General features: G+C 66.2%; 4 protein-coding genes. 2 read left to right on the top strand and 2 right to left on the bottom strand.

The features are described from left to right. Window positions 1-58 precede the first annotated feature (58 nt). Both HWX25_RS30360 and HWX25_RS30355 read right to left on the bottom strand, forming a co-directional pair. On the bottom strand, window positions 59-319 hold the full coding sequence (locus tag HWX25_RS30360; protein WP_175912182.1) for a hypothetical protein: 261 nt from the start codon (window positions 317-319) through the stop codon (window positions 59-61). Window positions 320-769: 450 nt separating this feature from the next. Then, a complete protein-coding gene (locus HWX25_RS30355; protein ID WP_175912211.1) occupies window positions 770-952 on the bottom strand; it encodes a hypothetical protein in 183 nt (60 codons plus the stop codon). Between the two features lie 526 nt (window positions 953-1,478). Here HWX25_RS30355 and HWX25_RS33810 point away from each other — a divergent pair. Beyond that, window positions 1,479-5,474, top strand: a complete 3,996-nt coding sequence (locus tag HWX25_RS33810) for a YadA-like family protein (RefSeq protein WP_175912209.1) — start codon at window positions 1,479-1,481, stop codon at window positions 5,472-5,474. A 125-nt stretch (window positions 5,475-5,599) separates the two neighbouring features. After that, window positions 5,600-6,262 (top strand): OmpA family protein, encoded by a 663-nt coding sequence (locus HWX25_RS30345; RefSeq protein ID WP_175912207.1) that lies wholly within the window; start codon window positions 5,600-5,602, stop codon window positions 6,260-6,262. Window positions 6,263-6,332 lie beyond the last annotated feature (70 nt).

The raw sequence follows: 6,332 nt of genomic DNA, 5'->3' as shown, positions 1-6,332 counted from the left end.
CGTCCGCGGGCCACGCTGAACTGGCACACGCCTCTGGAAATCCTTGCTCAGATTCTGGCTAACCCCACGGATCGCGCTCCTGTTCAGTAACCCGCGAGGTGTTGCACTTCGCCCTTGAAACCGCCCTGACATGGCTGAGCGGGCGCATGGCCGCTCCGAACGGTTCGACGAAAAAGGGAGCGGAAAAACTTTCCTGATTGCTGATCGGATATCGGTTTTTATTGCCGTGTGATTCTTTATAAAAATGGCGTGGCCCGAATAATGATTTTGAACGAATTATGTCGTTGCCATACCCGAATTCGGTGCTGGTCGATTTCATCAATTCATTGCCTCGTAATGAAAAATCTTATCGGTGGCGGGTGAAATTACTTTCATATTTAAATTTTCAGCCCGGCGGGATTGTATGAATGTAAATATCGTCCGCTCTGGAAAAGCATTTTTCCGCCCGGGAAAAGGTATGTTCTGACGAACCCCGGCACACTAGGCTGGAGGCGGATGGAATCGGTTCTGGACGACCAGCGAATTCAACGCAAACGTTTTGCTATCGCCGCCTTTTTTGGGCGCAATATTCAATGTGACATTGCATGCTGTCAATCTCATATTTCGGGATTGCAGCTGTGTGACGGAGACCGGCACGAGGGTAATAAAAGCTTCATCATTCTTCGAATGTGCCGATGTAACAAGGTGCATCGGTGAATGCAGAAGTCGATGCGAGTTTGACACATCAAGCAACAAGAAATCGTCAAAGAAAGTCAGTCGATAAATGGAATTAAGGGGTCATCCGGTCAGTCGGCGGTTTTTCCGGAAATCCGGAATGTCCGGCGGTGGCCTGGATGTAAAAAGGGGTGAGCGGGTGCGCGTCGATCGCCGGGCAGTTCGATTCTTCGAACGGCGGTCGCGCGATACCGCTGTCGATCAGACAGGCACGAGAAGACATGAACATCAAAGGCATGGCAGATCAACGCACCGGTTCGCTCGAACCGGTGTCGGCTGTCAGCGTTCGCGATCCTGCGGCGCATGCGTCAACCCCCGGGGCCGCACGGCGGCATCCGCCTCCCGAATGAACCAGGGCGGCCGGTCTGCAGGTCAGGCCGGCTGCTTCCATCCGGCGTCTGAACGACGCCTCCTCATGAGATTCGACGTCGCCGCGGGTCCGGCGCGACGGTGTCCGCACGCGTTCGTTTCGCGGGCGCGGGGCGCGTCGCGCCGTCGCCTGGCCCAGCGATGTCGGCGTCCGTGAGTCGATAACCCGCGATCGTCGCCGCGCCGCGTATCCGATTGGCACGAGCGGTGTGCGGTCGTGCGATCGCGACAGCGGTCGCGAGTGTCGTGCGGGGCCGTTCGCAATCAAGTTAGTTAGACGAAGTGAAGTAACGGAGCGAGGCGAGGTGACGAGCGCGCGTGCGTGGATGCGCGCTTCGTTTGCCGTCGCGTTCGCTGTCGCGTGATTCAGCACACGAAAACCGAGGGAAAACGAGATGAACAAGTCGTTCAAGTCGATCTGGAACGAAGCATTGGGGGCGTGGGTCGCGGCGTCCGAGCTCGATCGCGCGCGCGGCAAGCGCGTGGTGTCATCGAGAAGTGCGGATGCGCATGCGGCACCGGACGCTGGCGCTGGCACGACAGTGCTGGCGGGGCTGTCGCCGCGGCGAATCGCGACGATGGTCGCGGCCGCGTATCTCGGCTTGTTCCAGGCAGGCGCCCACGCGCAGTATTCGGCGGGGGGCGGCTCCGCGACCGGCGGCGCGAGTTCGATTGCCGTCGGCAACGGTTCGGTCGCCACGCAGGTGAATTCCACCGCGTTCGGCAACCTGTCCACGGCGACGGGCGTTTCAGCCACGGCGATCGGCCCGGGCGCGCACGCCATTGCCGACGGTTCGACATCCGTCGGCATCAATTCTCAGGCAACGGGCGTCAACAGCGTGGCGATGGGCGTGCAGGCGATCGGATCCGGCAACTATTCGGTCGCGATCGGCAACCTGTCGAGCTCGACCCAAAGCGGCTCGGTGGCGATCGGCAGCGGTGCGTCGGCGATCGGCGTGTCCGCGATCGGGCTCGGGAACAATGCGACGGCCTCCGGTCAATACGCGGCCGCGCTCGGTCTCGGATCGGTCGCGTCGGGGGCGCAAGCCGTCGCGCTCGGTTTTTCGTCAAACGCCACGAATACGGGCTCCGTCTCGCTCGGCAACCAGTCGACGAGTTCGGGCGCGGCCGGGGTTGCCGTGGGCAGCGGCTCGCTCGCTTCCGGCAATTCGGCCGTGGCCGTGGGCGTGAACAGCGGCGCGAAGGGCACGTCGTCGATTGCGATCGGCTGGGGCGGCACGGCAGGCGTGCCGGGGTCGGGCGCGCAATCGCTCGGCACCAGTTCGATCGCGATGGGCTCGAATACCTCGGCGGGCGCCGACAATGCGCTGGCGTTCGGCACGAACGCGAATGCGTCGGGCCTCAGCTCGATCGCGATGGGCGTGCAGTCGACCGCGACGCAGCAGTTCGGCGTCGCGCTCGGCAATCTCGCGCTCGCGACGGGCATATCGGGCACCGCACTGGGCGCCGGCGCGACGGCGTCTGCCGTGAATGCGACGGCGATCGGCATCAATAGCGTGGCGGCGGCGGGTGCCACGGTCGCAATCGGCGCCAGCAACTCCGTCGCGGCAGCGGCGGGCGCGGGCTCGATCGCCGGCGGGAACAACTCGCAGGTCCTGAGCGGCACCGGCGCCGTCGCGCTCGGCGAAGGCCAGACGGTGAGCGGCAACGGCGCGGTCGCCATCGGCGATCCGAGCACCGCGATCGGCACCGGCGCGGTGACGATGGGCTCGAACAACACCGCGAACGGCAACGGCGCGGTGGCGATCGGCAATTCGAACAACGCGCAGGGCGTCGGCTCCCTCGCGCTCGGCAATACGTCGACGGCGGCAGCGGCGGGCGCGGTGGCGTTCGGCGCGTCGGCAGTGGCGAACAACGCCAACGATGTCGCGCTCGGTTCCGGCTCGGTGACAGCCGCGCCGAATCCGACGGCGTCCGCGACGATCGGCGGCGTCACGTACAGCTTCAACGGCATCAATCCGACCAGCGTCGTCAGCGTCGGCGCGGCGGGCAGCGAGCGTCAGATCACCAACGTCGCGGCCGGGCGGATCAGTTCGTCGAGCACGGACGCGATCAACGGGTCGCAGCTCGATGCGACGAACCAGGCGGTGACGTCGCTGTCGACGTCGACGCTGTCGAGCATCACGTCCTTGTCGACCTCCACGTCGACGGGCTTGTCGTCGGCGAACAGCGCGATCACGTCGTTGTCCACGTCGACCTCGACCGGTATCAGTTCGCTTTCCACGGGCCTGAGCTCGACAAACAGTTCTGTCGCGTCCCTGTCGACCTCCACGTCGACGGGCATCAGCTCGTTGTCGACCGGCCTGAGTTCGACCAACAGTACGATCACGTCGCTGTCGACGTCGACTTCGACCGTCGCCGGTTCTCTGTCCACCGGCTTGAGTTCGACGAACAGCAATCTGACCTCGCTGTCGACCGCCACCTCGACGAGCATCGGTTCACTGTCGACGGGCCTGAGCTCGACGAACAGCGCAATCACGTCGCTGTCGACCTCGACGTCGACCACCATCGGCTCGCTGTCGACCGGCCTGTCGAGCACGAACAGCAACCTGACGTCGCTGTCGACCGCCACGTCGACGGGCATCAGTTCGCTGTCGACGGGCTTGAGCTCCATCGTGAACAACAACACCAACCTCGGCAACAGCACGGCCGGCGCGATCGGCGGCGGGGCCACTTACGATCCGACGACCGGCACGATCTCGGCGCCGTCGTACGTGACGTACAACAGCGACGGCTCGACGACGATCAACAACAACGTCGGTTCCGCGGTCGACAACATCAACGCGCACGGCATCAAGTACTTCCACGCGAACTCGACCGCGCCGGACAGCCAGGCGCTCGGCGTCGACAGCGTGGCGATCGGGCCGAATGCCATTTCGCGGGTCGACGGCAGCATCGCGCTCGGCTCGGGCTCGGTGGCCGACCGCGCTACGGTGCCGGCGTCCGGGACCATCCGCAACGGCACCGCGTCGATCCCGTTCAACACGACGGACCAGACGCTGCTCGGCGCGGTGTCGGTCGGCGACGCGACCAGCAGGACGTATCGCCAGATCACCAACGTCGCGGACGGCACGGGCCAGCAAGACGCGGTCACGGTGCGGCAGCTTGCCGGCGCATTGCAGTCGTTCGCGGTCACGGGCCAGAAATACTTCCACGCGAATTCGACGGCGGCGGATTCGCTCGCCGTCGGCGCGGAATCGGTCGCGGTGGGGCCGACGACGGTCGTCAACGGCGACAACGGCGTCGGCATCGGCAACGGCGCGATCGTCGATGCGACCGCGCCGGGCGGGATCGCGATCGGGCAGGCGGCGAGTTCCGCGCAGGCCGACGCGATCGCACTCGGCAGCGGCGCGACGGCGACCGGCGCGCAGTCCGTCGCGCAGGGCGCGAATGCGGCGGCGGTCAGCGTGGGCAGCGTCGCGCTCGGTTCCGGTGCGCACAGCAACGCGACCGACGCCCTCGCGCTCGGCGCAGGCGCGTCGGCGACGTTCGCCAACAGCGTCGCGCTGGGCGCCGGTTCGCTGACCACGGTCGGCGCGCTGACGAACTATGTCGCGTACGGCCTGAGCAGCCCGCAGTCGTCGGCCGGCGAAGTGAACGTCGGCAACCGGCAGATCACCGGGCTCGCCGCCGGCAAGAACGGCACGGACGCGGTGAACGTGTCGCAGCTCGACTCGGTCGCGAACCAGCTGACGACGCTCATCGACAAGCGCACGACCAACCTCGGCGGTTCCTACACGTCGAACCCGTCCGGCGGCAACGTGCCGCCGGGGCCGTCAGGCTCGAACTCGTCGGCCGGCGGCTCGGGCGCGGTGGCTTCCGGTTCGAACAGCACGGCCGTCGGCAACGGGTCGACGGCGTCCGGCAGCGGCTCGACCGCGATCGGCGTCGGGGCGACTTCGTCGGGCAGCAATTCGGCGGCGGTCGGCGCGGGCAGCAACGACGGCGGCCGCTCGAACGTCGTCGCGGTCGGCTCGGCGGATTCGGCGCGGCAAGTCGTCAACGTCGCGGCGGGCACGCAGGGCACCGACGCGGTGAACGTGAACCAGCTGAATGCGGTATCGAACCAGTTCACGCAGTCGCTGAACACGGTTAACACCCAACTCACGCAGATGCAGCAGCAGATCCAGCAGACCGATTCGATGGCGCGCGAGGGGATCGCCGCGACCGCCGCGATGGCGTCGATCCCGCACATGGACCGCGATTCGAACTTCGCGATGGGTGTCGGCACGGCGTCGTTCCAGGGCCAGAAGGCCATGGCGGTCGGCATGCAGGCGCGCATCACGGAGAACCTGAAGGCGACGCTGAACGGCGGTTTCGCCGGCAGCCAGCGCGTCGTCGGCGCGGGCATGCTGTATCAGTGGAAGTGATCGCGCGCGGCGGTTCGTTCCGGCACGCGTTGCCGGAGCGGATCGCGCCGAACGCAAACGCATGCGCATGCGGCCGCGCCATCGCGCCGCAAGCGCCGTGCCCAACGCATTTTCGGAGTCCTCAAGTGAAAAACATCCATCTTGCCTTGCTGGCGTCCGTCGTGTCCCTCGCAGCCTGTTCGAGCGCGTCGGGGCCGACGTACAACGCATACGAACTGCAGTCGCGAAACGGTATCCGGACGTTCCAGGTCGACTGCCACGGCATCCTGTCGACCGCGAAGACCTGCATGAAGGTCGCAACGCGCATGTGCGGCAATGACCCCGTGCGCCTGGTCGATTCCACGACGCCGTTCCGCGACGGCGCCGATCCGCACTCGATCGCGTTCCAGTGCGGCGCGGCACCCGTGCCGGCCGCCGCGGCCGTTGCGCCGGCACCCGCCCCGGTCGAAAAAGTGAGCCTCACCGGCGATGCGTACTTCGCGACCGACTCCGCGGTGCTCTCGCCGGCCGCGCGTGCGGAGCTCGACACGTTGCTGAACCGGCAAGGCGACAGGCATTTCTCGCGTGTCGAAGTGGACGGCTATACCGATGCGACCGGCCCGGATGCGCACAACCAGACGCTGTCGAAGCACCGCGCCGATGCGGTCGCCGCGTATTTGCGAGAGCGCGGGCTGAAGGCGGATTCGTTTGACGCGACCGGGCACGGCGAAGCCGATCCGGCCGCCTCGAACGATACGGCCGAGGGACGGGCGCGCAATCGCCGGGTGGAAATCTCGTTGCAGAGGTAAGGCGCGCGGGTTGCCGCGGGCGTGGCCGTCGAAACCGGATGGCTCGCTCGCGGCAGCGGCGCCTGTCGCG

This window comes from Burkholderia sp. BCC1640 (assembly GCF_902833125.1).
GTDB lineage: Bacteria > Pseudomonadota > Gammaproteobacteria > Burkholderiales > Burkholderiaceae > Burkholderia > Burkholderia diffusa.
Note: the sequence above shows the minus strand (reverse complement) of the source record. Positions and strands in the feature narration are given on the sequence as shown.